Below are 25485 nucleotides of genomic sequence, written 5' to 3'. Positions count from 1 at the left end.
TCGGGCTGGCTGATCGGATCACCGCTAACATGACAAAACGGCCATCCACGAAGGGGCCTGTACCAAGGAACGACAATGCTAAAAGTCACGTTGGGTCTACGTTGTAACGTTTGTGGCGGGGAACGGTTCTTGCTGCCGACGCTGCATGAAGCGTCCGAAGATGTCCGTTGCGCTGACTGTTCCGCGTTCAAATGCAAGAACGATGATCTGGAGCGCGCCATGTCTGCGGTGCAACGGCAGAAGGCAGCCGCCATGGCGTCGGTTGCCTGAGAATCGCCGTTAGCTGGCTGGCATCTGGAAGCGCGAGCACAAAAAAAGCACCCGTTCGGGTGCTTTTTCATGTTTGGTGGAGGCGGGGGGAATTGAACCCCCGTCCGCCGGCACTCGCCCATCAGCTCTACATGCTTAGTTCCGTCTTTTGATTTAACTCAGTGCACTCCGACGGGCAGGATGGCACCTCGCGATCTCTCTAAGGTTTAACGAATGTCAGGAGAGCGCTGACATCCGCGGTCCCATCAGCTTTAGCTCGTATCCCCGCCGCGATGAATGGGCACATCGCTTTGGGGCCAGGCTAACAACTAGCAGTTTTTACGCTGCCAGTGCGCCCTGAGCGTAGTTTTCGTCGTTTGCGACTATTCAATTGCAACGTTGGATTTACGAGATACGTTACGCTCTCGGCATGCACCTCAGGGATTGTCACCGGCGTCGAAGCCATGTCGCCCCCGTACAACTCGTTCATTCTATCAGATGGCGACGAGCCCACGCCATATCAAGTGCAATCTCTAACATTCAGGGTAAATATCATGCTCAAGCGTGATCTCGCATGACCCGGGCCTTCTCGCGATTCCAGTCGCGCTCCTTCTCGGTGGCGCGCTTGTCGTGAAGTTGCTTGCCGCGTACCAGGGCCAGTTCGCATTTGACCAGGTTCTGCTTCCAGTAGAGCTTGAGCGGCACGCAGGTGTGGCCCTTTTCCTGCGTCTTCGAGAAGATCTTGGCAATCTCCTTGCGGTGCAGCAGCAGCTTGCGCGTCCGGGTCGGGTCCGCCAGAACGTGCGTGCTCGCCGTGTTGAGCGGCATGATATGGCTGCCCAGCAACCAGGCCTCCCCATTCTTGACCAGAATGTAGGTGTCGGTCAGCTGAGCCTTGCCGGCGCGCAGACTCTTGACCTCCCAGCCCGCCAGCGACAGGCCGGCTTCGAAGGTTTCGTCGATGTGATACTCGAACCGAGCCTTCTTGTTCTGGGCGATTGTGTTGCTGCTTGGCGCGTTGCCTTTTTTCTTACCCATGACACCTCTTTACGGCGATATCCGGTATGCCCTCGGGCGGTATGATGAATGGCTGCACTTTGGCGCGCCCCATTCTGCGCGCTCTTCCGCCAGACGCCAGAGAGCGGTATTGGCGAGTATCGTGTGAAGCCTAGTTATGAGGGCAGCCGTGATACCATTCAAGCATCGAAAACGGTGCCCCATGATACGCATGTCGGGGCGATAAATCAGTGGAGACCTCTATGCCCAATGTGAATCGGTCTGCATTCGTTCGGCATACACCGGAACAGATGTTTGAACTGGTCAATGATTTCGAACGCTATCCCGAGTTCCTGCCCGGATGCCGGCGAGCCAGCGTCGTCGAGCAGGGGGATGACTACCTGGTCGGTCGAATGACTCTGGCCAAGGGCGGCGTGGAGCAGAGCGTGACGACCCGTAACGATCTCGAGCGTCCCGAGCGCATCGATCTGTCGCTCGTCGATGGCCCCTTCAAGCGGCTTAGCGGCTGCTGGTACTTTCGTGCGATGGGAGAGGACGCCTGCAAGATAGAACTCGAAATGAGTTTCGAGTTCAGCAATCGGCTGCTGGGCATGGCGTTTGGTCGGTTATTCCAGCAGGTAGCGGGCCAGCTCGTCGACGCCTTCACGCGGCGTGCCGATCAGATCTACGGGCGTTAAGAGGCAATCTGATGACGAATGTCGAAGTCGCGTTCGCAACGCCTGAGCATCAGGTCATCGTTCGGCTCTCGCTCGAGCCCGGTATGTCCGCCAGACAGGCGGTCGTGCTCGCCGATCTGCCGGTCAGGCACCCAGCATGGGCAGGCTTCGACTTCGCGACGGCACCGCTGGGCATATTTGGCGAGCGCCTGCGAGCACCGGAAGACTATTCACCGCTCGAGGGAGAGCGGATCGAGGTCTACCGACCGCTCGAAATCGATCCCAAGCAGGCAAGACGCGAACGGGCAGCCCGCGTCTCTTCACGCTAGCCGCCCATTCATTGCGGGTACCGTCAGCGCTTCAGATGCCGCTGGGGCCGATCTGCGGTACCGGTGCGCCTTCGCCGGCTCCTTCGACTGCCGGCCCGGGGCCACCGTCCTGATTCAGTTCGACGTCCGAATCCATATCGCCGGACTTGGCGATATCGGTCAGCTGGTCGTTCTGGAACGTCAGCGTCAGCCGCTTCTGCACGGTGCCGCCGTAGGCTTCGTCGAGGTAGAAGACGTAGTCCCACTGATCCGACGAGAACGGGGCTTCCATCAGAGGCGTACCCATGATGTAGGCGACCTGTTCACGGCTCATGCCGGTGTGCAGTTGAGACACCATATCCTGGGTGATGAGATTGCCTTGCGGGATGTCCCTCTTGTAGACGCCCAAGTAGCTGCAGCCCGCGATGAGAGAGACTGCGAGGAGGAGTACGACCGTGCTGATCAGTTTTTGCATTTGAGTCCGTCTTTCACTATCGTTGCGTGGATTGATCATACCCGACACAAGACGCTACTGCGAAGAGCGACCATGGCCGACGAAAACCAAGAATTGCGTAAGGCAGGCCTGAAGGTCACGCTGCCGCGCGTCAAGATTCTGCAAATCCTCGAAGCGACTCGCATGGAAGAAGAGCTCCATATGAGTGCAGAGGACGTCTACAAGGCGCTGCTGGAGTCGGGAGAAGATGTCGGGCTGGCCACCGTATATCGCGTCTTGACGCAATTCGAGGCGGCAGGATTGGTCGTGCGACATAACTTCGACGGCGGTCACGCGGTTTTCGAGATGTCCCAGGAAGAGCACCATGATCATATGGTGGATCTGGAATCCGGAGAGATCGTCGAGTTCTATGACGAAGAGATCGAGCGTCGTCAGCGCGAGATCGTCGAAGAACACGGTTATGAGCTGGTCGAGCACGCCCTGGTGCTCTATGTCCGCCCCCGCGGCTCCAAGGCCACGCGTCAGGATGGCATCAAGAAGTAAGCGCTACTGACCCGCATTGCAAAACGCCGACCTTAGGGTCGGCGTTTTTCGTTTGGGTGCCTTTACAAGGCCGGGTTCGGGCTGATGCCCCGCTGCAGCCGATACCCGGTGAGTCAGCGCCTGGCGGAGCGGCGCTGGGGCTCGCAGTGCGCGAGTCAGTGCGCCGAGTTCTGACTGGCCGCCAGCATTTCGCGAGCGTGCGCCAACGTCTGATTGGAAAGTTTGACCCCGCCCAGCATTCGCGCCAGTTCGCGTACCCGGCCAGCCTCGTCCAATTGCGCCATTTCGGTGCGAGTCTCGTTGTCATTCGAGCGCTTCTCGATATGCAGATGCTGATGGGCCTGCGCGGCGACCTGCGGCAGGTGGGTGACGGTCATGACCTGGGCATCGCTACCTAGCCGACGCAGCAGTTGGCCGACGATTTCGGCGGTCGCGCCGGAGATGCCGACATCGACCTCATCGAAGACCAGCGTCGCCAGCGTGCTGTGGCTTGCGGCTACGACCTGAATCGCCAGGCTGACGCGCGAGAGCTCGCCGCCGGAGGCTACCTTGGCCAGCGGCCGTGGGGGTTGGCCCGGATTGGCGCTGATCTGCAGGCTGACCCGGTCCAGGCCGTGAGGCTGGGGCGTTTCCAGTGGCGTGACATCGACGGCAAAGCGAGCCTTGTCCATTCCCAGAAACGCCAATTGCTCCTGAACCTGCTGGGCGAAAACCGTGGCGGTGCGCTGGCGCGTCTCACTGATCTGTTTGGCGGCGTCGCGGTACTGCTGGCGCAGGTCGTCGAGCCTGGCTCTTAGCGTTTCGAGATCGTCGTCGCCGCTATCGAGCGCTTCCAGCTCGCCGCTCAGCCGGCGGTGCAGGTCGTGCAGCTCTTCCGGCATGACGTGATGTTTGCGGGCGATGCGATGAATCTCGCCGAGCCGCTCATCGACCCAGGCCAGGCGCTGCGGGTCGAGCTCGGTCGACTCGACATAGTGGTGGAGCTCGCGAGCGGCTTCCTCGAGCTGGATCTGTGCATCGTTCAGCATCACCAGAGCCTCGGACAGGCTGCCGCGATCGCTGCCGGGCACCCGGGATAGCCGTTGGGTCGCCTGAGACAAAAGGGTCAACGCGCCGCTCTCGTCGTGATCGCAGCTGTCGGCGGCGAACTGCGCCTCGCGCAGGCTCTCCTCGAGATGCGCCAGCGTCTCCTGTTCCTGTTCCAGGCTCTTCAGCTCGTCGGCCTGCAGATCGAGCTGATCGAGCTCCTCGACCTGATAGCGCAGCAGCTGGCGCTTGGCCTGACGCTCCTCGTCGTTCTCGCTGCGCTCGCGATACTGCCGGCGCAATGCGTGCCATTGACGATGCAGCTCGCCAAGCTCGGCCACCGCCTTGTGGTGGCCTGCCGCGTCGTCGAGCAGACGACGGTGAGTGTCCTCGTTGAGCAGTGCCTGATGCGCATGTTGACTATGCACGTCGATCAGACATTCGCCGAGCTCGCGCAGATCCGCGATAGTGCAGGGCTGGCCGTTGATCCACGCCTTGGAGCGTCCGCTGGCGGTGACGACGCGCCGCAGCAGGCAGTCGTCCGTGGCGAGCTCCCGCGCCGCCAGCCAGGCCTTGGCGTCGTCGCGTTCGGTGATATCGAAGCGGGCGCTCAGGTCGGCGCGGTCGGCACCATGGCGAACGCCGCCGGCATCCGCGCGCTCTCCCAGGCAAAGCCCCAGCGCCCCGAGCAGGATCGATTTGCCGGCGCCGGTCTCGCCGGTAATGGCGGTCATGCCGGCCTGAAACTCCAGGTCCAGTGTGTCGACGATAGCGAAGTCACGAATGGCGAGTTGAATCAGCATGCTGCCTCCCGGGATCGATGGCGGCCATACGGGGTCTGTTGGGCGATCGAGATCTGGCGGTGAACGATCGGGTCATTACTGTCTGGTTGTTTATACAGTAGTCGAAAACCCCGTTCAACGGCTGTGGCGACGGCTCGAAAGATCGGTGCTTGAGATCTGAATCGATAGCCCCATATAGGCAGACAACTCCGACGCTTGTCGAATCACGCTTTGTCGAATAACCGTCACAACACCTTGCCAGGAGAGACTCATGGCTAGAGATCCGCAGAATCCCGTAGACGAAGAACTCGAGCGCGCCGAACGCGACGGCGAGCCGCAACAGCAGACCACCAACGAGGCGTTGGACGGCGACCTGGAGCAGTTCGCGGAATCGCTCGAACACGAGGCGGATGACATCGAAGGCCAGGCCAATCCCGAAGCCGAAGTGCTGGCGGCCCGAGTCGAGGAGCTCGAGCAGGCGCTGGCGGAGGCCAAGGATCAGTCGATTCGCGCCGCCGCCGAGGCCCAGAACGCTCGCCGTCGGGCAGAGCAGGACGCCGACAAGGCGAAGAAGTTCGCGCTCGAGAAGTTCGTCAAGGAGCTGCTTCCGGTCGTCGACAGCCTTGAGAAGGGCTTGGAAAGCATGCAGGAGGTCGACGAGACGCACCGGGAAGGGGTCTCGATGACGCTCAAGATGCAGCTCGACGTATTGAGCAAGTTCGGCGTCGAACAGCTCGAACCGCAGGGCGAACCGTTCGACCCGCAGTTCCACGAGGCGATGACAATGGTGCCCAACCCGGAGCTGGAGCCCAACACCGTGATGGATGTCATGCAGAAGGGATACACCCTGAACGGGCGATTGATCCGCCCGGCGATGGTGGTGGTCAGCAAGACAGCAGGCTGAGACAACAGGCTGAAGAGGGCCGCTATCGGTTCGACTCGGCGCTGTATCGGAATCGTCGATGAGGACTTGAAAGGCGCTTAGCAGCCCCCACATAGCAGTCAATCGCGCAGCAAGCGCCGTCATCAAAACGAATTCAGTCGTCAACGAATAGTTATGAGGTGAGGAATTATGGGACGCATCATTGGCATTGACCTGGGTACGACCAACTCCTGTGTCGCCGTACTCGATGGTGACAAGACCCGCGTGATCGAAAACGCTGAAGGTGGCCGCACGACGCCTTCCATCATCGCTTACACCGAAGACGGCGAAACGCTGGTCGGTCAGGCGGCCAAGCGTCAGGCGGTCACCAACCCCAAAAACACGCTCTACGCCATCAAGCGTCTGGTTGGTCGCAAGTTCAAGGACGACGTCGTCCAGAAAGACATCAAGATGGTGCCTTACGAGATCGTCGAAGCCGACAACGGTGATGCCTGGGTCAAGGTCAACGACAACAAGCTGGCGCCGCCGCAGGTCAGCGCCGAAGTGCTGAAGAAGATGAAGAAGACCGCCGAAGACTATCTCGGCGAGGAAGTGACCGAGGCGGTCATCACCGTACCGGCCTACTTCAACGACTCTCAGCGTCAGGCAACCAAGGACGCGGGCCGTATCGCCGGTCTCGAAGTCAAGCGCATCATCAACGAGCCGACGGCTGCCGCGCTGGCCTACGGCATGGATCGCTCCACCGGTGATCGCACCATCGCGGTCTACGACCTGGGTGGCGGTACATTCGATATCTCGATCATCGAAGTGGCCGACGTCGACGGCGAGAAGCAGTTCGAAGTGCTGGCGACCAACGGTGATACCTTCCTGGGTGGCGAAGACTTCGACCTCAAGCTGATCGACTACCTGGTACAGCAGTTCAAGAGCGACTCCGGCATCGATCTGTCCGGCGACAGCCTGGCCATGCAGCGCCTGAAGGAAGCTGCCGAGAAGGCCAAGATCGAGCTCTCCTCTGCGCAGCAGACCGAAGTCAACCTGCCGTACATCACGGCTGACAACACCGGTCCCAAGCACTTGGCGATCAAGGTGACGCGCGCCAAGCTGGAATCGCTGGTCGAAGATCTGGTTCAGCGTTCGCTCGGGCCCTGCAAGACGGCCATGGAAGACGCCGGCCTCTCCAACAGCGAGATTCACGACGTGATTCTGGTCGGCGGTCAGACGCGCATGCCGATGGTCCAGAGCAAGGTTGCCGAGTTCTTCGGCAAGGAAGCGCGCAAGGACGTCAACCCGGACGAAGCCGTCGCCATGGGCGCCGCGATTCAGGGTGGCGTGCTCGGCGGTGATGTCAAGGACGTGCTGCTGCTCGACGTCACGCCGTTGACGCTGGGTATCGAGACGCTGGGTGGCGTGATGACCCCGCTGATCGAGAAGAACACCACGATCCCGACCAAGAAGACGCAAACGTTCTCGACCGCCGAGGACAACCAGACGGCCGTGACGATTCACGCGCTGCAGGGCGAGCGTAAGCAGGCAGGTCAGAACAAGTCTCTGGGTCGTTTCGACCTGGCCGACATTCCGCCGGCGCCGCGCGGTGTGCCGCAGATCGAAGTGGCGTTCGACCTGGACGCCAACGGTATCCTTAACATCACGGCGAAGGACAAGGCGACCGGCAAGGAACAGTCGATCGTGATCAAGTCCTCCAGTGGTCTCTCGGACGAAGAGATCGACCAGATGGTCAAGGATGCCGAGGCGCACGAAGCCGAGGACAAGAAGTTCGAAGAGCTGGTCCAGCTGCGCAACCAGGCCGACGGCATGATCCACGCCTCGCGCAAGACGCTCGAAGAAGCCGGCGACAAGGTCGATGCCGAGGAGAAGAGCAAGATCGAGGCCGCGATCAGCGAGCTCGAGGAAGCGCTCAAGGGCGACGACAAGGATGCCATCCAGGCGAAGCTGGATGCCTTGACCGAAGCCTCCGGCAATCTGGCCCAGAAGATGTACGCCGAGCAGGGCGAAGGTGCTGGCGCGCAGGCCGGTCAACCGGGCGACGATGCCCAGTCCAGCGGCAAGAAAGAGGATGACGTGGTTGACGCCGAGTTTGAAGAAGTCAACGACGATCAGAAAAAGCAATAACCACGACGTCTGACGTCGTGTGACCGGCAGTAGCGCGGGAGCCAGTGAAGACTCCCGCGTTGCTGTTTCCACGGCGTCGACACGGAGGCGGACTCAGTAATGTCCCAACGTGACTATTACGAAGTATTAGGCGTCGACAAGGGCGCTGACGGCAAGGACATCAAGAAGGCGTATCGCCGGCTGGCGCAGAAGTATCATCCGGACCGCAATCCGGACGACCAGCAGGCGGCGGAGAAATTCCGTGAAGTTTCCGACGCCTACGAGGTGCTTTCCGACAGCGAAAAGCGCGCCGCCTACGATCAGTTCGGTCATGCGGGCGTCGACGGTCAGGCCGGCGGTTTCGGCGGCGGTGGCTTCGGCGGTGCCGGGGCCGGTGGTTTCAGCGATATCTTCGGCGACGTGTTCGGCGATATCTTCGGTGGTGGCGGCGGGCGTCGCAACCCGAACGCGCCGCAGCGTGGCAGCGACCTTCGCTACAACCTCGAACTCGATCTCGAGAGCGCGGTGTTCGGTACCACGGTCGACATTCGCGTGCCGCGGCACATCGAATGCGGGCATTGCGATGGCAGTGGCGCCGAGCCGGGCTCCAGCAAGGAGACCTGCCCGACCTGTCACGGCCAGGGCCAGGTACGGATGCAGCAGGGCTTTTTTGCCGTGCAGCAGACCTGCCCGACCTGTCACGGCAGTGGCCAGAGCATCAAGGTGCCGTGCCGCAAGTGCCATGGCGAAGGCCGCGTTCGCGAGACGCGCACGCTGTCGGTGAAGATTCCGGCGGGTGTCGATACCGGCGATCGCATTCGGCTCAACGCCGAAGGCGAATCCGGGCTCAACGGCGGCCCCGCGGGCGATCTGTACGTCCAGGTCGAGATCAAGGCGCACCCGATCTTCGAGCGCGACGGCCGGCACCTGCACTGCGAAGTGCCGATCAACTTCGTCGACGCGGCGCTGGGTGGCGAACTGGAAGTGCCGACGCTGGAAGGCCGGGTCAAGCTCAAGATCCCGCCCGAAACCCAGACCGGCAAGCTTTTTCGGCTACGTGGCAAGGGCGTCAAGCCCGTTCGCGGCGGCCCGGCCGGCGATCTGCTCTGCAAGGTGGTGACCGAGACCCCGGTCAACCTCAACGAAGAGCAGAAAGACCTGCTGCGCAAGTTCCAGGACAGCCTGGGCAGTGCCAGCCGCCACTCGCCCAAGAAAGAGGGCTGGTTCGACGGCGTGAAGCGCTTTTTCGAGGATATGAAGCCGTAACGCTCCAGAACCGGCGTTTTGATACGAGCCCAGTCCGGTATTGCCGGGCCGGGCTTCGTTTTTTGTACGGGCTCGCGTTAGGCTCAAAGTCTCACCCTCTCGCTCGGAAATGCTTGCATGGACCTGCTGACCTTCGTTCTCGCCGCGCTCGGTTTCGCTTATCTGCCGGGGCCGGCAATGCTCTATACCGCTGCCCAGACCCTGGGGCGAGGTCGACGCGCTGGCTGGCAGGCGGTATTGGGCGTGCATCTGGGCTGCTACATGCATGTGATCGCCGCCACCCTTGGCCTGGCGGCGCTGTTTGCCGCCGTACCGCCCGCCTACGTGGCGATGAAGCTAATTGGCGGTGGCTATCTAATCTGGGCCGGCATTCGCCTGTGGCGCCAAGGGCTCGGCGAGGCACCGATGCTGGATGAACGAGCTTCGGCGCGTCGGGTATTGCGTGACAGCTTCCTAGTCGAGCTGCTTAACCCCAAGACGGCGCTATTCTTCGTCGCTTTCCTGCCACAGTTCGTGCAGCCCGAAGCGGACATGGCGATGACTTGGCAGCTGGTCTGCCTGGGCATCGCCACCAACCTGATTTTCTCTTCCGCCGATGTCGTCACGGTGCTGTTGGCGTCGCCGCTGCGGCGCTGGATAACGAGAGGTAAGGGGCGTTCATCGTGCTGGTTGCAACGAGTGGGTGGTGGTGTGCTTGGCGGGTTGGGTATTCACGGCCTACTGCATGCCAGCCGCTAAGACCATGACGCGGTCTACGACTACTGATACCCAGCCAATCGCCGTCATGCAGGCCGAAATCCCCGGCATGGCGATGCTCTACTACTTCACTTCGAAGCAGCTCAGCAGGGTGCGCTGTCTCAGGCTGAAGTTGTCGTCGCTGACCATCAGGTAGCGATGTTCGCCGATATGGGTCAGGCCTTCGAAGTTGTCCACCGACCAGCCGTCGCTGTTGGAGAGCCTGGCCAGCTCGCTGATCTCGACGCCGCCATCGTCATCGAGATGGGCACGACGCAGCCGGATCACGATCGATGCCGGCGGCGTATAGGCGCGCTCCAGAGTCAGCAAGTCACCATCCAGGCTTTCCATCGCGGTCAGGGCGCTATTGGCATTGGCCGCTAGCGGATAACGCCACGCCTGCCGGTCGTCTAGGGTAAAGAGCCGGGTTACCTTCTCAGGCCAGTCGTCGGGTGGATTTTCGATGCCGCCCACTAGCCCTTGCCCGGGCAGCAACGCAATCGCCTCCAGTCCGCCATTGGATTGGATGCCCGACAATCCCTCGGGACGATTCGCCGGTTCACTGGCGATACCCGAAGGCAGGAAGCGTTGCCAGCGGGCGTCGCCTTTGCCATTACCCGTCGCGGTGCCCTCGAAACCGATCACCAACTGGGTGTTGCCGCGGATGCCGTCACTTGCGTTTTCCAGCGTCAGCGCCTCGGCGTCGCTCTCGGCGCTTGCCAGAATGGCGCCGTTCTCGCCGCGCAGCGGATAGGTATCCAGCGGTTCGTAATCACGGAGTTCGCCACTGCCATCGAACGTCAGTCGGGCGCGATGCAGCCAGCCACGGTCCGAGATCAGGAACAGCATCGCCTCGTCTTCGTCCCAGCCGAGACCGGAAAGCCCGCCCACCGGTGTGCCATCCTGCCATTCGCCGGGCAAGGATAGCGTGCCGCACCACTCGATGTTCGGCGTACTCGCCAGCAGGTCCGCCGGGGCGATGGCCGTGCGATGGGGCGTGGCACTGCAGCCGGTGAGCCACGCCACGGTGATGGGTAGCAGAACAGAAAAGAAGCGAGGCGGCATGGGCTGGTGGCTCCCCCGAGGTCGTCGACGTCACCCAGTGTAGCCCGTGCCGGCGGTAAGACGTCGGCTGATATACTGTTGCCACTGACGATCACCAGCGTAGCCAGGCTGCGCCAAATGAAGGTAACGGGAGGAAGCATGACGCGGATAGCCATCATGGGAGCGGCCGGTCGCATGGGCCGGATTTTGCTCGAGGCGACGCACAAGGACGAAACCGCCGAGCTGGGAGCGGCGATCGTACGCCCCGATAGTTCGCTCCTCGGGTGCGATGCCGGTGAAATGGCCGGGCTGGGCAAGCTCGACGTGACGCTGCATGGCTCGCTCGACGAGGTGCGCGACGATTTCGATGTGCTGATCGATTTCTCGACTCCCCAGTTGACCCTAGCCAACCTCGCCTGGTGCGCCGACAACGGCAAGGCGATCGTGATCGGCACGACGGGGCTCGACGAAGCCCAGCTGAAGACGCTGGACAGCCATGCCGACCGGCTTCCGATGGTGTTCGCGGCCAACATGAGTACGGGCATCAACCTGACAGTGAACCTGCTCAAGACCGCGGCCAGGGCGCTGGGGGATGCCGGCTACGACATCGAAGTCATCGAGGCGCATCATCGTCACAAGGTTGATGCGCCCTCCGGCACGGCGCTGATGCTGGGCGAGGCGGTGGCCGAGCCGCTGGGTCGGGACCTGAAGACCCACGGCGTGTTCCAGCGCGTCGGCCAGGTCGGCCCCCGCGATCCCAAGGAGATCGGCTTTGCCACGGTGCGCGGTGGCGATATCGTCGGCGAGCATACGGTGCTGTTTGCCGCCGAAGGCGAGCGCATCGAGATTACCCACAAGGCCTCGAGCCGCCTGACCTTCGGCAACGGCGCGGTCAGGGCGGCAGTCTGGCTGGCCGAGCGAGCCGCTGGACGTTACGACATGCAGGACGTGCTGGGATTGAAAGCGTAGCGTTATCGAACGGCCAGGTGCGAACGTCCGGGCGCCGGGGAAGCGCCGTTCAAGGCATCATTGGGTCGAATTGCGTTCGGTACTGGAGCCGGGCGTTGGTTTCCGGTATCATTTCGCCAATTTGGCCGGGCCAGAGCCGCAGGCAATAGAGATTCGCCGCAGATGATGCAGCAGTCAGGACAATAAGCGGGATGAAATCGGTTTTCCGGATTTCGTCCCGCTTTTTTACGACCTTGCGGCGGCTCGCTCGACCAATGCACGAAGCAGGGGCGTGATGCTAGACCTCGACGTAATGTGTTGATGACCAGTTAAGGAGGATGTTGCCTTGAACAGACCCGCGATACTGGCTCTCGAAGACGGCAGTGTGTTTTACGGTACTGCGATCGGAGCTGATGGACAAACTAGCGGGGAGGTGGTCTTCAATACCGCCATGACCGGTTATCAGGAAATCCTCACCGATCCCTCCTACACCCGCCAGATCGTTACGTTGACCTACCCGCATATTGGCAATACCGGCGTCAATCTCGAAGACGTCGAATCGGATCGCATCTGTGCGGCCGGTTTGGTGATTCGGGACTTGCCGCTGATCGCCAGCAATTTCCGCAGCACGATGTCGCTTTCCGAGTATCTGACCGCGCAGAACGTCGTCGGCATCGCCGACATTGATACCCGCCGCCTGACGCGCATTCTGCGCAACAAGGGTTCGCTGAATGGTGCGATTCTGGCCGGTGATGCCGCCCAAGGCGATGACGCCGTCGAGCGGGCGCTGGCGGCGGCTCGCGACTTCCCGGGGCTCAAGGGGATGGACCTGGCCAAGGAGGTCTCGTGCGAGTCCACCTATGAATGGACTGAGGGCGAGTGGGCGCTGGGCCAAGGATATGCCGATACCGCCGACGGCGATCGTCCCTCAGATGGCGCCCAGGACTCGCGCCGGTACCACGTGGTCGCCTACGACTACGGGATCAAGCACAACATCCTGCGCATGCTCGCCTCTCGCGGCTGCCGCCTGACCGTGGTGCCGGCCCAGACGCCGGCCAGCGAGGTGCTGGCGATGAACCCGGACGGTGTCTTCCTGGCCAACGGCCCGGGCGACCCCGAGCCCTGCGACTACGCGATCAGCGCGATCCGGGAAGTGCTCGAGACGGATATCCCGGTCTTCGGTATCTGCCTGGGTCATCAGCTGCTGGCGCTGGCCGCGGGTGCCAGGACGGTGAAGATGAATCATGGTCACCATGGCGCCAACCATCCGGTCCAGGATCTCGACAGCGGCCAAGTGATGATCACCAGTCAGAACCATGGCTTTGCGGTGGACGAAACCAGCCTGCCCGGAAACGTGCGCGCCATTCATCGTTCACTGTTCGACGGCACGCTGCAGGGCATCGAACTGACCGATCGTCCGGCGTTCAGCTTCCAGGGTCATCCGGAAGCGAGCCCGGGGCCACAGGATGTCTCGCCGCTGTTCGATCGCTTCGTGACGATGATGCAGCGTCGTCAGCAAGCCGCTTGAGTCAGCAGCGGCGGTTTGGAATTCAGTCTATCGGGTCGGCGCCAGCCGCCGACACCCTCATTTTCGACGAGTGTTAGCGCATGCCAAAACGTACGGATCTCGACAGCATTCTGATCATCGGCGCCGGCCCCATCGTTATCGGGCAGGCGTGCGAATTCGACTACTCCGGGGCCCAGGCCTGCAAGGCACTGCGTGAAGAGGGCTACCGCGTCATCCTGGTCAACTCCAATCCGGCGACCATCATGACCGATCCGGTGATGGCCGATGCCACCTACATCGAGCCGATCACCTGGCAGGCGGTGGAGCAGATCATCGAGAAGGAGCGCCCGTCGGCGATCCTGCCGACCATGGGCGGGCAGACCGCGCTCAACTGTGCGCTGGAGCTCGACAAGCACGGCGTGCTCGAGAAGTACGGCGTGGAGATGATCGGTGCCAACGCCGATGCCATCAACAAGGCCGAAGATCGCGACCTGTTCGACAAGGCGATGAAGAACATCGGGCTCGAGTGCCCCAAGGCCAAGGTCGCCCATACCATGGACGAGGCCTGGGAAATCCAGGCTTCGCTCGGCTTCCCGGTAATCATCCGCCCCTCCTACACCATGGGCGGCTCCGGCGGCGGCGTGGCCTACAACAAGGAAGAGTTCGAAGAGATCTGCGATCGCGGCTTCGAGCTTTCCAACAACCATGAGCTGCTGATCGACGAGTCGCTGCTGGGTTGGAAGGAGTACGAGATGGAGGTCGTTCGCGACAAGAACGATAACTGCATCATCGTCTGTGCGATCGAGAACTTCGACCCGATGGGCGTGCATACCGGCGACTCCATCACCGTCGCGCCAGCGCAGACGCTGACCGACAAGGAGTACCAGATCATGCGCAACGCATCCCTTGCGGTGCTGCGCGAGATTGGCGTCGAAACCGGTGGCTCCAACGTGCAGTTCGGTGTCGATCCGGACACCGGGCGCATGGTCGTGATCGAGATGAATCCGCGTGTGTCGCGCTCCTCGGCACTGGCCTCCAAGGCGACCGGTTTCCCGATCGCCAAGATCGCCGCCAAGCTGGCGGTGGGCTATACCCTGGACGAGCTCCAGAACGACATCACCGGCGGCGCCACGCCGGCCTCCTTCGAGCCGTCGATCGACTATGTCGTCACCAAGATTCCGCGCTTTACCTTCGAGAAGTTCCCGCAAGCCAATGATCGCCTGACCACGCAGATGAAGTCGGTCGGCGAGGTGATGGCGATCGGCCGGACCTTCCAGGAGTCGATGCACAAGGCGCTGCGCGGCCTGGAAATCGGCGTCGACGGGCTCGATCCGAAGATCACCGACTTCAATGCCGAGAACATGGCGCTGATCAAGGGCGAGCTTCAGGCTGCCGGTGCCGATCGGATCTTCTATATCGCCGACGCCATGCGCAGCGGCATGAGCGTCGACGAAGTCTTCGCGCTCACCAATATCGACCGCTGGTTCCTGGTCCAGCTCGAGGATCTGGTGCTGGCCGAGGCAGCCGTCGCCAAGCGCTCGCTGCACGACTTGAGCGCCGACGATCTCTACCGTCTCAAGCGCAAGGGCTTCTCCGACGCGCGTCTGGCATCGCTGCTGGGCGTCTCCGAGAGCGAGTTCCGCCAGCGGCGTCAGCAGCTCGACATTCGCCCGGTCTACAAACGGGTCGACACCTGCGCGGCGGAGTTCGCTTCCGATACCGCCTACATGTACTCCACCTACGAGGAGGAGTGCGAGGCGGAGGTCAGCGATCGTCAGAAGATCATGGTGCTCGGCGGCGGTCCCAACCGGATCGGCCAGGGGATCGAGTTCGACTACTGCTGCGTGCATGCGGCGCTGGCCATGCGTGAAGACGGTTACGAGACCATCATGGTCAACTGTAATCCTGAAACCGTCTCCACCGACTACGACACCTCGGATCGCCTCTATTTCGAGCCGGTGACGCTGGAAGACGTGCTCGAGATCGCCGACAAGGAGAAGCCGGTCGGAGTGATCGTGCAGTTCGGCGGCCAGACCCCGCTGAAGCTGGCGCGTGCGCTGGAGGCAGCCGGCGTACCGATCATCGGCACCACGCCGGATGCCATCGACCGCGCCGAAGACCGCGAACGTTTCCAGAAGATGATCGACAAGCTGGGCCTCAAGCAGCCGCCCAACGCGACCGCGCGCAGCTTCGAGGATGCCTTTGCCAAGGCCGAGAAGATCGGCTATCCGCTGGTCGTTCGTCCGAGCTACGTGCTCGGCGGCCGCGCCATGGAGATCGTCTATACCGCCGAAGAGCTCGAGCGCTACATGACCCACGCGGTCAAGGTCTCCAACGATTCGCCGGTACTGCTGGATCATTTCCTCAATGCGGCGATCGAGATCGACATCGACGCGGTCAGCGACGGCGAGCAGGTGGTGATCGGCGGCATCATGCAGCACATCGAGCAGGCCGGCGTGCACTCCGGCGACTCCGCCTGTTCGCTGCCGCCGTACTCGTTGCCCGCCGAGGTGCAGGACGAGATGCGCGAGCAGGTCAAGCGCATGGCGGTCGAGCTCAACGTGGTCGGGCTGATGAACGTGCAGCTGGCCTGGCAGGATGGCGAGATCTACATCATCGAGGTCAACCCGCGCGCCTCGCGCACCGTGCCGTTCGTCTCCAAGTGTATCGGCACGTCGCTGGCGCAGATCGCGGCGCGCTGCATGGCTGGCAAGACGCTGGTCGAGCAGCAATTCACCCGCGAGATCATTCCGGGGTATTTCAGCGTCAAGGAAGCGGTGTTCCCGTTCAACAAGTTCCCCGGAGTCGATCCGATTCTGTCTCCGGAAATGAAGTCGACTGGCGAGGTGATGGGCAGTGGTGCGACCTTCGCCGAGGCCTTCTACAAGGCCCAGCTGGGCGCAGGCGAAGCGATTCCCAGGCTGACCGGCGAGCGCCAGGCATTTCTCTCTGTGCGCGACCCGGACAAGCAAGGTGTTATCGAGGTAGCGCAATCTCTGCTAGCCTTGGGCTTCAGTTTAGTGGCAACGCGTGGCACGGCCAGGGCTCTGGAAGAGGCTGGTCTGTCCGTTGCTGTCGTCAACAAGGTTTTTGAAGGCCGTCCGCATATCGTCGATCTGCTCAAGAACGACGAAATCGCCTATATCGTGAATACCACGGAAGGCCGCCAGGCGATCAATGATTCCTCGGTCATCCGGCGCACTGCGCTGGCTCGCAAGGTGCCCTATGCCACGACGCTGGCGGGTGCGCGGGCCGTATGCATGGCGCTGGAGTACGGTAACGAGATCACGGTGCGGCGGCTGCAGGAACAGCACGCAGGAGTAGTTCATGAATAAGGTCCCGATGACCGTCCACGGCGAGCAGGCCTTACGCCAGGAGTTGGAGCAGCTGAAGGGCGTCGAACGCCCGCGAGTGATCAGTGACATTGCGGAAGCCCGGGAACACGGCGATCTCAAGGAGAACGCCGAGTATCACGCTGCCCGTGAGCAGCAGGGGTTCATCGAAGGGCGCATTCAGGAGATCGAAGGCAAGCTGTCGTCGGCACAGGTCATCGACGTGACCAAGATGCCGAAGACCGGCAAGGTGATCTTCGGCGTGACCGTCGAGCTGCTCAATCTCGAGACCGACGAAGAAGTGCGCTACCGGATCGTCGGCGAGGATGAAGCCGATATCAAGGCCGGCAAGATTTCGGTTACCTCGCCCATTGCGCGAGCGCTGATCGGCAAGCAGGAAGGCGATGTGGTCAACGTCCGCACGCCGGGTGGCGACGTGGAGTATGAAATTTCCAACGTCGAGCATCTTTGAGCTACGAGCTACGAGCTACGAGCTACGAGCTACGAGCTACGAACCAAAAAAAACCGCGACGATGTCGCGGTTTTTTCGTATGGAACGGTCAATGCTCATTTCGCGGCTCGCGGCTCGCGGCTCGCGGCTCGCGGCTCGCGGCTCGCGGCTCGCGGCTCGCGGCTCGCGGCTCGCGGCTCGCGGCTCGCGGCTCGGCTTCAGTGCCGCCCGTGATGTTCTTCGGCGCGCTGGATGTTGGAAAGCTTGGGATTGACGTTGGGGTTGTGGCGATAGAGCAGTGCCACTTTGCCCAGTGTCTGGACCAGTTCCGCGCCGGAAAGCTCGACCAGTTCCTCGACCATGGCCTGGCGCTCCTCGCGCTCGGGGATCGCCAGCTTGACCTTGATCAGTTCATGATCGCGTAGCGCGCGCTCGAGTTCCTGCTGGGCGCCTTCGCTCAAACCGTTTTCACTGACGGTGACGATCGGCTGCAGGTGGTGGCCGATGCTGCGGAAGGCTTTCTTTTGTGCGGATGATAGGCTCATGATAGTCTGACCGTTGAACTTCGCGATAATTGTCAGCGGTGCTGCCATCGGTCTCACCACCGCACTGTCGAAACGCCTCATGGTACGGGTTTCGACCGCAACAGGAAAGATGTCGTCGGTTCAGAAGGCGTGTCCCGAAACCGGCAGGAATGTCCCGGGACTTATGAAGGCAGCGCCTCTGGTTCTTTCGCTTCGGGCTTCGAGCCTCGCATCTCCGCTATACGTTCTTTGGCTATTCTTTCAGGTGATCATCAGTGGCGCGCTCTTCAAGCTCAGGCCCCAAATCCAGTCCCGACAAGACCGGTTCTTCTACCCGGCAGAGCAAAAGCAGCGCTGGCTGGTTGAAGGAGCATTTCGACGATCGCTACGTGCAGCAGTCATGGAAAGACGGTTATCGTTCGCGTGCAAGCTATAAGTTGCTGGAACTGGACGAGCGTGACAAGTTATTGCGCACAGGCATGACGGTGATCGATCTGGGTGCTGCTCCTGGCGGCTGGAGCCAGATTGCCGCGGAGAAGGTCGGCAGCGAAGGTCTGGTGATCGCCTCCGACATCCTGGAAATGGATGCGCTGGCGGGCGTCAGCTTCATCCACGGCGATTTCACCGAAGAAAGCGTGCTGGAATCGATTCTGGCAGAGCTTGGCGGACGCCCCGTCGATCTGGTGCTTTCCGACATGGCGCCGAACATGAGCGGCATGGCGGCGATCGACCAGCCACAGGCGATGTATCTGGTCGAGCTGGCGCTCGATCTCGCGAAACAGACATTGTCGCCCGGTGGCCATTTTCTGGCCAAGGTATTTCAGGGCGAAGGATTCGATGACTACCTGCGTGATCTGCGAGGCAGCTTCCGCAAGGTGGTAACGCGCAAGCCGGAGGCATCACGGGCCCGTTCTCGCGAAGTCTATCTGCTGGCGCAAGGATTTCAGGGCTAGGCTTGCAAGCGTGGTTGAACGCCCCCATCTGGTGTAGTGTCAGATCACGGCAAGCGCAGGCAGCAAGATTCGTACTACGAGGGTGGTGTCTTGAACGACATGGCGAAGAATTTAATTCTCTGGTTGGTCATCGCGGCTGTGCTGCTGACGGTGTTCAACAACTTTAGCGTCGATAGCTCGCCGCAGACGACGAGCTATTCGCAGTTCGTGCAGCAGGTCCAGAACGACCAGGTGCGTAGCGTGACCATTGATGGCTACACCATCAATGGCGAGCGCAGGGACGGCACGCAGTTCCAGACAATCCGCCCGGCGGCGCAGGATCCCAAGCTGATGGACGACCTGCTGGCACATGACGTCACCGTCGTCGGCCAGAAGCCGGAAGAGCAGAGCCTGTGGACGCGCTTGCTGATTGCCAGCTTCCCGATCCTGCTGATTCTGGGCATCTTCATCTTCTTCATGCGCCAGATGCAGGGCGGCGGCAGTGGCCGAGGCGGCCCGATGAGCTTCGGCAAGTCGAAAGCCAAGCTGCTGAGCCAGGATCAGATCAAGTCTACCTTTGCCGACGTCGCGGGCTGTGACGAAGCCAAGGAAGAGGTCGTCGAACTGGTCGACTTCCTCAAGGATCCGTCGAAATTCCAGCGTCTGGGCGGTCAGATTCCGCGCGGCGTGCTGATGGTGGGGCCGCCGGGTACGGGCAAGACGTTGCTGGCCAAGGCGATCGCCGGCGAGGCCAAGGTGCCGTTCTTCAGCATTTCGGGTTCGGACTTCGTCGAGATGTTCGTCGGTGTGGGTGCATCCCGTGTCCGTGACATGTTCGAACAGGCCAAGAAGCAGGCGCCGTGCATCATCTTCATCGACGAGATCGACGCCGTCGGCCGCCATCGCGGTTCCGGCATGGGTGGTGGTCACGACGAGCGCGAGCAGACACTGAACCAGCTGCTGGTCGAAATGGACGGCTTCGAAGCCAATGACGGCATCATCGTCATCGCGGCGACCAACCGTCCGGACGTCCTCGATCCGGCACTGCTGCGCCCCGGTCGTTTCGATCGTCAGGTGACCGTGCCGCTTCCCGACATTCGGGGGCGTGAGCATATCCTCAACGTTCACCTGCGCAAGGTACCGATGGGTGATGGCGTGCAGGCGAGCATCATCGCCCGTGGTACGCCGGGATTCTCCGGTGCCGATCTGGCCAACCTGGTCAACGAGGCAGCGCTGTTCGCGGCGCGCCGCAACCGCCGCACCGTCGGCATGGAAGAGCTGGAGCTGGCCAAGGACAAGATCATGATGGGCGCCGAGCGCCGGTCCATGGTCATGTCGGAGAAGGATAAGCTGAACACCGCTTATCACGAGTCGGGGCACGCCATCATCGGCCTGGTCATGCCGGAGCACGATCCGGTCTACAAGGTCACCATCATCCCGCGCGGCCGAGCGCTGGGCGTCACCATGTTCCTCCCCGAGGAAGATCGTTACAGCTACTCGCGGCAGCAGATCATCAGTCAGCTTTGTTCCCTGTTCGGCGGCCGTATCGCGGAAGAGATGACGCTGGGGCCGAATGGCGTGACCACCGGCGCTTCCAACGACATCAAGCGTGCTACCGAGCTGGCGCACAGCATGGTCGCCAAGTGGGGTCTGTCCGAAGAGATGGGGCCGTTGATGTACGACGAGGACGAGTCTCATCAGTTCCTCGGCGGGCCGGGCCAGGGCGGCGGCAAGCTGACCTCCGGCGAGACATCGACCCGTCTCGACAAGGAAGTGCGTCGCATCATCGACGAGTGCTACGCGATGGCGCGCAAGATCCTCGAGGACAACCGCGACAAGCTCGACTTGATGGCAGAAGCGCTGATGCAGTACGAGACCATCGATGCCGCGCAGCTCAAGGACATCATGGAAGGTCGTAAACCGCGTCCGCCGAAGGATTGGGGCGACGACGGACCGACTTCGGGTTCCGGCCGTCCTGTCGACGATCCGGAGCCACAGCCGAGCGGTGAAGGCACGCCGGATGACGAGTCGGGGAATCGGCGGCCCTCGGATCCGCTAGGCGGGTCATCGGGGCTATAATGTGATCCGATGATGAAATGAAATGGCAGATTTGCAGCGGGGCGTCAGAAATGACGCCCCGCTGTATTTGGGCCGGTTGCGCAACACTCTCGGCCTGCCTAGAGTGAACGCTTTTGTGAGCGACGGACTTCAATGACAGATTCGGTACCCACCAGCGCCCGGTTGCGCTGTGGTCCCCATCATCTCGACCTTTCACGTCCCCGCGTTATGGGCATTCTCAATGTGACGCCGGATTCGTTTTCGGATGGCGGTCGACACGAGCGGCTGGATGATGCTCGTCGTCATGCCGAACGTCTGTTGCAGGAAGGTGCGGCCATCATCGACGTGGGCGGCGAGTCGACACGACCGGGCGCCGAGCCGGTGGCGCTGGAAGCCGAGCGAGAGCGCGTGTTGTCCGTGGTCGAGATGCTGGTGTCAGAGTTCGATGCGCTGGTCTCGGTCGATACCAGTTCGCCCGAATTGATGCGGGAAGTCGCCGAGGCCGGCGCCGGCATGATCAACGACGTGCGCTCGCTGACGCGCCCAGGGGCACTCGAGGCGGCGGCGGGTACCGGTCTGCCAGTGTGTCTGATGCATATGCTCGGCGAGCCGCAGACGATGCAGCAGGCGCCGCACTACGACCGCCCCGTTGAAGCTGCCGTCGCCGATTTTCTGCGCGAGCATATCGCGATTTGCGAGGCTGCGGGCATTGCGCGGGAGCGGCTGCTGCTGGACCCGGGTTTCGGCTTTGCCAAGACGCTTACGCACAACCTGCGGTTGCTCAATCGCATGGATTCGCTGGAAGCATTGGGATTGCCATTGCTCGTAGGTATGTCTCGCAAGAGCATGATCGGGCAGGCATTGGAGCGCCCGGTCGATCAACGCCTGTCCGGCGGGCTGGCGTTGGGCGTGATGGCTGTCGAGAGAGGCGCTAGAATCATCAGGGTGCACGATGTGGCGCCCATGGTCGATGCCGTTAACATGGCCTGGGCGGTGCTTCAGGAGCGAGGCGATCATGAGTAGACGTTATTTCGGTACCGACGGTATCCGCGGCACTGTCGGAGAGTATCCCATCACCGCCGACTTCATGCTGAAGCTGGGCTGGGCCATGGGCCGGGTGCTGGCACGCAAGCTGAGCAGCCATCAGATCCGACAGAAATCCGCCCAGTCGACGCGGCCCAAGGTAATCATCGGTAAAGACACGCGAATTTCCGGGTACATGTTCGAGTCGGCGCTAGAAGCGGGGCTCTCGGCCGCCGGGACTGATGTCTCGTTGCTGGGGCCGATGCCCACGCCGGGCATCGCCTATCTGACGCGCACGTTCCGGGCCGATGCCGGGATCGTGATCTCGGCGTCGCACAATCCCTACCAGGATAACGGCATCAAGTTCTTCTCGGCGGAAGGGCTGAAACTCGCCGACGAGGTCGAGACCGAAATCGAGAACGAGCTCGACAAGCCGCTGGAAACCATGGCGCCGAATCGGCTCGGCAAGGCGGTCCGCATCAATGACGCCGCCGGGCGCTACATCGAGTTCTGCAAGTCCACGGTCCACAATCGCCTCGAGCTGCACGGCCTGCGAATCGTGCTGGACTGCGCCCATGGCGCGACCTACCACATTGCGCCCAACGTCTTCCGCGAGCTCGGTGCCGACGTCAGCGTGATCGGTGGGGAGCCCGACGGTCTCAACATCAATCAGAACGTGGGCTCGACGCATACCGAGTGCTTGAGCGAAGCGGTCCTGACGCGTCAGGCAGACCTGGGTATCGCGTTCGACGGCGATGGCGACCGCGTCTTGATGATCGATCGGCATGGAAAGCTGGTAGACGGCGACGAGATCCTCTATATCATCGCTCGAGACCTGCACGCCCGCGGCAAATTGAATGGCGGCGTCGTGGGCACGCTCATGACCAATTTCGGCCTGGCGGCAGCCTTCGAAAAGCAGGGGATTCCCTTCGAACGCGCCAAGGTGGGGGATCGCTACGTCGTCGAACGCCTGCTCGCCAACGACTGGCTGCTGGGAGGCGAGGCCTCCGGCCATATCGTTTGCCGCAACGTGCAGACCACCGGCGACGGGATCGTCTCCGCACTGCAGGTGCTGGCAGTGATGGTGCGGGAAGGAGTGCCGCTGGAGCAGTTGCTGGAAGGCTTCGAAAAGGCACCGCAGTCGCTGGTCAACGTGCGCCTGCCGAGCAGCTTCGATGCCAGAACCTTGCTGGATAGCGAGGCGTTGCGCCAGACGGTGAGCTCGGTCGAGGACGAGCTGGGTGGCGGTGGCCGAGTGCTGTTGCGTCCTTCGGGTACCGAGCCGCTGATCCGGGTTATGGTGGAAGGGCGGCCCCGCTTCGACGTCCAGGCCATGGCGCAGCGAATTGCCGATAGTGTCGAAACTCTGATTGCCTGAGCCGACCAGATAGCCGAGAGCACTTGTTGTCTTGCTGTCAAGGCTCTTATACCATGTCGCACCACCGACGGGAGGTTGCATGCGCAAGCCGCTGATCGCGGGTAACTGGAAGATGAATGGCTCGGCGGAATTGATCGAGACGTTTGGTCGAGCATTCGCCGAGACGGATTTGGCGTCGTCTGTCGATGTCGTGATCCATCCTCCGTTTCCTTATCTCGATGCCGCACGCCGCGCCTTCGCGGATACGTTCGTCGGGTTGGGAGCGCAGACGCTCAATCCGTTGCATTCCGGTGCTCGGACCGGTGAGGTCAGCGGACAGATGCTCAGTGAGTTCGGGGTCGAGTACGTGCTGGTCGGCCACTCCGAGCGTCGCCAGCTCTATCACGAAAGTGATGAACAGGTTTACGAGCGCGTGATAGCGGCGCTCGGCGCGGGCCTCAAGCCGATTCTCTGCGTGGGCGAAACCCTCGAAGAGCGTGATGCTGGCCTATCCGAGGATGTCGTGTTGCGGCAGGTGGGCTACGTCATGGCCCGGCTTGAGCCTGGGCAGCGCCAGCAAATGACGATCGCCTACGAGCCCGTCTGGGCCATCGGCACCGGGCGCACGGCGACGCCAGAGCAGGCTCAGCAGATGATGGCTGCGATACGCGGCTATCAGGCCGGTTTCGATCGTGAACTGGCCGATGCATTGCGTCTGCTCTATGGCGGCAGCATGAATGCGGGTAACGCCCAGGAGTTGCTCGCGCAGCAAGATATCGACGGCGGCCTGATCGGCGGTGCGTCGCTCAAGGTCGACGATTTCACAGCGATTTGTCAGTCAGCAGGTTGATTTCATGCAGATAGCGATTTTGTTGGTTCACGTTCTGGCCGCCATTGCATTGGTGGTACTGGTCCTGCTGCAGCAGGGCAAGGGTGCCGAGGCCGGTGCAGCTTTTGGTGGCGGGTCCTCGCAGACCGTCTTCGGGTCACGCGGCAGTGGCGGGTTCCTGTCCAAGCTGACCGGCGGTCTGGCAGCGCTCTTTTTCGTCACTTCATTGGGGTTGGCCTATTTCGCGACCAACGCCGGTAGCGCTCCGCAGAGCGGTATTCCCGATGCGCAAGTGATCGAACAGCAACATAATGGCGCGCCGACCCTTGACGACGGCGACCAAAGCAGGAATAATGCTGCGCCAGCACTCGAGGAAGGTGGCGGTCAGGAATCGTCAAATCCTTGAGTGCAAAGGAAAATTCACAAGCTTCGATGAAGCGATTGAAAGCAGTGAATTTAGTGTAGCGCTTAGGTGCTGCACGCCCCCTGATGCCGAAGTGGTGGAATTGGTAGACACGCTATCTTGAGGGGGTAGTGACCTTACGGTCGTGCGGGTTCAAGTCCCGCCTTCGGCACCATCGTCAAGTCTTCCGGTCGAACTGACTCGGACCTCTGAACGATACCAAGACGATTCTTGCGAAAAGAATCAGGCGATATCGCGACCTTCCTTGACCCATCTCAAGGTCGTTTCTATAATCGCCAACCTGATGTTGCGGGGTGGAGCAGTCTGGTAGCTCGTCGGGCTCATAACCCGAAGGTCGTCGGTTCAAATCCGGCCCCCGCTACCAAGTTTTTATGAAAGGCCCCTTCCTGAGAAGGGGCTTTTTGTTAGCAGCTTTGTCGATTTTCAACATTGCCTGCTGACGTCATTGCCAGTCAGCCACCTAGCACCTTGCATTTCTCTCAACTCCCGGTCAGGTGCCTGATGCAACTGCTGTAGGAGTCGTTTGTGGTCACCAAGGACGCAGCACTGTATGCGATCATCGAGCCGGTGGTAACTGCCATGGGCTTTGAGTTGTGGGGCCTCGACTATCTGGCTCAGGGCAAGCATTCCAAGCTGATGATCTACATCGACAGCCCTAACGGGATCTCGGTTGACGATTGCGCCGGCGTCAGCCGCCAGGTCAGTAGTGTCATGGATGTTGAAGATCCGATCTCGGGCAACTACAACCTGGAAGTTTCTTCTCCAGGACTCGATCGCCCACTTTACACGCTCGATCATTTTTCGCGCTTCAGCGGTCATGTGGTGCAGCTCAAGTTGCGCACGGCATTCGACGGTCGACGCAAATTCCAGGGGCGTCTGGCCGGAATCGATGGCGACGAAGTGCTGCTGCATATCGACTCGGAAGAGTACTGCTTTCCGATAGAAAGCATCGATCAGGCTCGTGTCGTCCCGCAGTTCGACGATTGATTCGACCACCTATCATTTGGTGACCCAGTTATTCGTGGCTG

24 protein-coding genes, 2 tRNA genes and 1 other RNA gene are annotated in these 25485 nt (G+C 61.5%); 21 read left to right on the top strand and 6 right to left on the bottom strand.

The window, feature by feature from the left end:
* Positions 1–129 precede the first annotated feature (129 nt).
* On the top strand, positions 130–270 hold the full coding sequence (locus tag ACWHY3_RS17290) for a hypothetical protein (protein ID WP_179208866.1): 141 nt from the start codon (positions 130–132) through the stop codon (positions 268–270).
* Between the two features lie 74 nt (positions 271–344).
* Here ACWHY3_RS17290 and ssrA read toward each other — a convergent pair.
* Positions 345–724, bottom strand: a transfer-messenger RNA (tmRNA) gene (gene ssrA / locus ACWHY3_RS17285).
* A gap of 83 nt (positions 725–807) precedes the next feature.
* Positions 808–1287 carry an SsrA-binding protein SmpB gene (smpB, locus tag ACWHY3_RS17280; RefSeq protein ID WP_087718627.1) on the bottom strand — a complete coding sequence of 160 codons (480 nt, stop codon included), beginning with the start codon at positions 1285–1287 and terminating at the stop codon, positions 808–810.
* A gap of 221 nt (positions 1288–1508) precedes the next feature.
* Here smpB and ACWHY3_RS17275 point away from each other — a divergent pair, with 221 nt between their 5' ends.
* Together ACWHY3_RS17275 and ACWHY3_RS17270 are read left to right on the top strand one after the other, a co-directional pair.
* Positions 1509–1943 carry a type II toxin-antitoxin system RatA family toxin gene (locus tag ACWHY3_RS17275; protein ID WP_448127104.1) on the top strand — a complete coding sequence of 145 codons (435 nt, stop codon included), beginning with the start codon at positions 1509–1511 and terminating at the stop codon, positions 1941–1943.
* Between the two features lie 11 nt (positions 1944–1954).
* Positions 1955–2251 carry an RnfH family protein gene (locus ACWHY3_RS17270; protein ID WP_448127103.1) on the top strand — a complete coding sequence of 99 codons (297 nt, stop codon included), beginning with the start codon at positions 1955–1957 and terminating at the stop codon, positions 2249–2251.
* A gap of 31 nt (positions 2252–2282) precedes the next feature.
* On the opposite strand, the gene ACWHY3_RS17265 is transcribed toward ACWHY3_RS17270, so the two are convergent.
* Positions 2283–2705, bottom strand: a complete 423-nt coding sequence (locus ACWHY3_RS17265; protein ID WP_448127102.1) for an outer membrane protein assembly factor BamE — start codon at positions 2703–2705, stop codon at positions 2283–2285.
* 72 nt (positions 2706–2777) lie between these two features.
* Here ACWHY3_RS17265 and fur point away from each other — a divergent pair, with 72 nt between their 5' ends.
* Positions 2778–3227, top strand: coding sequence for a ferric iron uptake transcriptional regulator (gene fur / locus ACWHY3_RS17260; RefSeq protein WP_071230959.1), 450 nt, complete (start codon positions 2778–2780; stop codon positions 3225–3227).
* A gap of 155 nt (positions 3228–3382) precedes the next feature.
* Here fur and recN read toward each other — a convergent pair whose 3' ends face one another.
* Positions 3383–5056: a DNA repair protein RecN gene (gene recN / locus ACWHY3_RS17255; protein WP_087718623.1), complete on the bottom strand. Its 1674-nt coding sequence runs from the start codon at positions 5054–5056 to the stop codon at positions 3383–3385.
* 250 nt (positions 5057–5306) lie between these two features.
* On the opposite strand from recN, the gene grpE reads away from it, so the two are divergent.
* From grpE to ACWHY3_RS17235, 4 genes are all read left to right on the top strand, one after another.
* Positions 5307–5939 (top strand): nucleotide exchange factor GrpE, encoded by a 633-nt coding sequence (gene grpE / locus ACWHY3_RS17250; RefSeq protein ID WP_448127101.1) that lies wholly within the window; start codon positions 5307–5309, stop codon positions 5937–5939.
* A 168-nt stretch (positions 5940–6107) separates the two neighbouring features.
* Positions 6108–8048 (top strand): molecular chaperone DnaK, encoded by a 1941-nt coding sequence (gene dnaK, locus ACWHY3_RS17245; protein ID WP_087718621.1) that lies wholly within the window; start codon positions 6108–6110, stop codon positions 8046–8048.
* Between the two features lie 99 nt (positions 8049–8147).
* Positions 8148–9293, top strand: coding sequence for a molecular chaperone DnaJ (dnaJ, locus tag ACWHY3_RS17240; protein ID WP_303856671.1), 1146 nt, complete (start codon positions 8148–8150; stop codon positions 9291–9293).
* Positions 9294–9410: 117 nt separating this feature from the next.
* Entirely contained in the window at positions 9411–10031 is a 621-nt protein-coding gene (locus tag ACWHY3_RS17235) for a LysE family translocator (protein WP_332779698.1), read from the top strand.
* Between the two features lie 81 nt (positions 10032–10112).
* Here the strand turns inward: ACWHY3_RS17235 and ACWHY3_RS17230 are convergent, their stop codons facing one another.
* Complete coding sequence (locus ACWHY3_RS17230) at positions 10113–11093, bottom strand: esterase-like activity of phytase family protein (RefSeq protein WP_448127100.1); 981 nt, start codon at positions 11091–11093, stop codon at positions 10113–10115.
* Between the two features lie 138 nt (positions 11094–11231).
* Here ACWHY3_RS17230 and dapB point away from each other — a divergent pair, with 138 nt between their 5' ends.
* The 4 genes from dapB to greA all read left to right on the top strand — a co-directional run bounded on the left by dapB (position 11232) and on the right by greA (position 17331).
* Positions 11232–12041 carry a 4-hydroxy-tetrahydrodipicolinate reductase gene (dapB, locus tag ACWHY3_RS17225; protein ID WP_448127099.1) on the top strand — a complete coding sequence of 270 codons (810 nt, stop codon included), beginning with the start codon at positions 11232–11234 and terminating at the stop codon, positions 12039–12041.
* 325 nt (positions 12042–12366) lie between these two features.
* Positions 12367–13548 (top strand): glutamine-hydrolyzing carbamoyl-phosphate synthase small subunit, encoded by a 1182-nt coding sequence (gene carA, locus ACWHY3_RS17220; protein ID WP_448127098.1) that lies wholly within the window; start codon positions 12367–12369, stop codon positions 13546–13548.
* 80 nt (positions 13549–13628) lie between these two features.
* Positions 13629–16862: a carbamoyl-phosphate synthase large subunit gene (gene carB / locus ACWHY3_RS17215; protein WP_448127097.1), complete on the top strand. Its 3234-nt coding sequence runs from the start codon at positions 13629–13631 to the stop codon at positions 16860–16862.
* Complete coding sequence (gene greA, locus ACWHY3_RS17210; RefSeq protein WP_071230945.1) at positions 16855–17331, top strand: transcription elongation factor GreA; 477 nt, start codon at positions 16855–16857, stop codon at positions 17329–17331. The genes carB and greA overlap by 8 nt, the downstream gene beginning before the upstream one ends.
* 197 nt (positions 17332–17528) lie before the next feature.
* Here the strand turns inward: greA and yhbY are convergent, their stop codons facing one another.
* Complete coding sequence (gene yhbY / locus ACWHY3_RS17205; protein WP_071231165.1) at positions 17529–17855, bottom strand: ribosome assembly RNA-binding protein YhbY; 327 nt, start codon at positions 17853–17855, stop codon at positions 17529–17531.
* Positions 17856–18109: 254 nt separating this feature from the next.
* On the opposite strand from yhbY, the gene rlmE reads away from it, so the two are divergent.
* The 9 genes from rlmE (at position 18110) to rimP (ending at position 25444) form a co-directional block, all read left to right on the top strand.
* Positions 18110–18787, top strand: a complete 678-nt coding sequence (gene rlmE / locus ACWHY3_RS17200; RefSeq protein WP_083387242.1) for a 23S rRNA (uridine(2552)-2'-O)-methyltransferase RlmE — start codon at positions 18110–18112, stop codon at positions 18785–18787.
* 90 nt (positions 18788–18877) lie between these two features.
* Positions 18878–20845, top strand: a complete 1968-nt coding sequence (ftsH, locus tag ACWHY3_RS17195) for an ATP-dependent zinc metalloprotease FtsH (RefSeq protein WP_448127096.1) — start codon at positions 18878–18880, stop codon at positions 20843–20845.
* Between the two features lie 132 nt (positions 20846–20977).
* On the top strand, positions 20978–21847 hold the full coding sequence (folP, locus tag ACWHY3_RS17190; RefSeq protein WP_448127095.1) for a dihydropteroate synthase: 870 nt from the start codon (positions 20978–20980) through the stop codon (positions 21845–21847).
* On the top strand, positions 21840–23225 hold the full coding sequence (gene glmM, locus ACWHY3_RS17185) for a phosphoglucosamine mutase (RefSeq protein WP_448127094.1): 1386 nt from the start codon (positions 21840–21842) through the stop codon (positions 23223–23225). The genes folP and glmM overlap by 8 nt, the downstream gene beginning before the upstream one ends.
* A gap of 79 nt (positions 23226–23304) precedes the next feature.
* Positions 23305–24054: a triose-phosphate isomerase gene (gene tpiA / locus ACWHY3_RS17180; protein WP_303853698.1), complete on the top strand. Its 750-nt coding sequence runs from the start codon at positions 23305–23307 to the stop codon at positions 24052–24054.
* Between the two features lie 4 nt (positions 24055–24058).
* Positions 24059–24439 (top strand): preprotein translocase subunit SecG, encoded by a 381-nt coding sequence (secG, locus tag ACWHY3_RS17175; RefSeq protein WP_303853696.1) that lies wholly within the window; start codon positions 24059–24061, stop codon positions 24437–24439.
* A gap of 85 nt (positions 24440–24524) precedes the next feature.
* A tRNA-Leu gene (locus tag ACWHY3_RS17170) sits at positions 24525–24611 on the top strand.
* Positions 24612–24744: 133 nt separating this feature from the next.
* Positions 24745–24821: transfer RNA gene (locus ACWHY3_RS17165), tRNA-Met, on the top strand.
* Positions 24822–24982: 161 nt separating this feature from the next.
* Positions 24983–25444: a ribosome maturation factor RimP gene (gene rimP / locus ACWHY3_RS17160; RefSeq protein ID WP_087718608.1), complete on the top strand. Its 462-nt coding sequence runs from the start codon at positions 24983–24985 to the stop codon at positions 25442–25444.
* The last annotated feature ends 41 nt before the right edge of the window (positions 25445–25485 follow it).

This window comes from Salinicola sp. NYA28a (genome assembly GCF_976982775.1).
Note: the sequence above shows the minus strand (reverse complement) of the source record. Positions and strands in the feature narration are given on the sequence as shown.